This is a genomic window from Streptomyces sp. NPDC005195, from assembly GCF_040608315.1.
Taxonomy (GTDB): domain Bacteria; phylum Actinomycetota; class Actinomycetes; order Streptomycetales; family Streptomycetaceae; genus Streptomyces; species Streptomyces kaempferi.
Window position 1 is genome coordinate 1 of sequence record NZ_JBEXHZ010000328.1, and the last position, 1,459, is coordinate 1,459.

The 1,459-nt window shown below is 66.3% G+C and carries 1 protein-coding gene; it reads right to left on the bottom strand.

All coding sequences use genetic code 11. The features are described from left to right. Positions 1 to 207: 207 nt before the first annotated feature. A complete protein-coding gene (locus ABZV34_RS39405) occupies positions 208 to 1,413 on the bottom strand; it encodes an IS4 family transposase (protein WP_356288090.1) in 1,206 nt (401 codons plus the stop codon). Positions 1,414 to 1,459 lie beyond the last annotated feature (46 nt).

Sequence of the window (1,459 nt, forward strand, 5' to 3'; positions counted from 1 at the left end):
ACCCAATGCCGTTGCCTTTACGGGGCCCGGGCCCGAATGGCGATGGCAAATCCTCCGGCAGGTAGGCGAATGCCCTGGTCAGGGGGTTTCTTCGTGGGGAACTGGGTCGTCCGGCGTTTCACCACACGTGGGTAACTGCGCGGGCGGCGCGGCCCGTTGGGTCGGGCGGCGAGCTTTCCGGCGGCCTGTTGGACGCGTCGGCGCTGGTCAGAGGGGGGAAATCAGCGGGGACAGGTCCCGTCGGACCAACCGCTGCGCTCCGCGGAAGGAGATCCGCTCCGGGTCCAGGGGTGTTCGCGTGTTGGTGGCGGCATGATGCATCAGATCGCGGGTCAGATGATGGACGATCAGATGAGCCCAGATCTCCTGGCGAACCCCATCGGGATAGTTGGACTGCAGCACCGCCCGTGAGCCGCGCTGCGCAGTCTTGATCTCCGCAAAGGCGCCTTCACTTTCCCACCTTTCATGGTACAAAACGGCTAATTCGTGAGCGGGAGCCGTCTCCGGATCCAGCAGAGACGTGGCCAGGCGATACACCTCGTCACTGCCCTCGATGGTGTACTCGATGACGCGCATGACCACTGGCCCCGGCGGCTCCTCGCCACAACGGCGGTAGTCGGCCTGATGGTTCTTGTCCAGGTCCATGCTGGTCAGATAGCTGCCATCGGGCAGTATCGTATCGACCCGTTGCCCGGTCGTTCGTTTCAGCCGCCACAACAGATGCGCTCCGGCCTGGCGGAACGCGGACCACAAAACGACCCCGGGCATGGCCCGGTCCGCCAACACCAGCGTCTCCGGGCCCGCCGACGGAGCCAGGGCCATCGCCAGGGTCGACTCACCCTGTCCTTGCCCGCCGACGACGGCGTCGACGACCGCGTGGGTACCGCATTCGATCAGGGCGACCACCCTGGCCTGGGGATACCCGCCGGGACCGCTTCCTCCGGCAGGACGGGTGAACTCGCCCGCGTTGCCAGCGGTGTCGGCGACGTCCAGGACAGTGCCGTCGAACGCCTCCAACCGCAGCCCGCGCCAGAAGGCCGTCGGGCAGTCCTCCCGGTCCGCGACAGCCCCCGCGACCTGCCGGAACACTTCCTCCATCACCTCGGGACCCAACCTGCGGCGAGCCTTGCACAGCGAGGACTTGTTCGGGACACGGAACCCGCGCTGCGTGAGGTAAAGGTCCAACTCGCCGTCATGCGGCAGGAGATGCTCGTAGACCGACGCATAGCCCTCCCCGGGGAACAGGCACCGCGCGAGCTCGAAGAACACCACCGTGCGTGCCGGCAGCAGCCGTCGCCGTCGCTCCTGCCGTTCGCACTTGTCTATCGCCTGGTCCACCAACTCCGGCGGACACCATCGCGTCAACGCCCCCAGTCCAACATCAGGCAGCAGCGACGGCCGTAATCTGCTCATGAGTACCGACGTACTGCGAAAACCCGTCTATGGCAACGGCATTGGG

Excerpts from the sequence above, each read along its gene's own strand:
- ABZV34_RS39405 (WP_356288090.1), bottom strand. The coding sequence starts at position 1,413 with ATGAGCAGATTACGGCCGTCGCTGCTGCCTGATGTTGGACTGGGGGCG.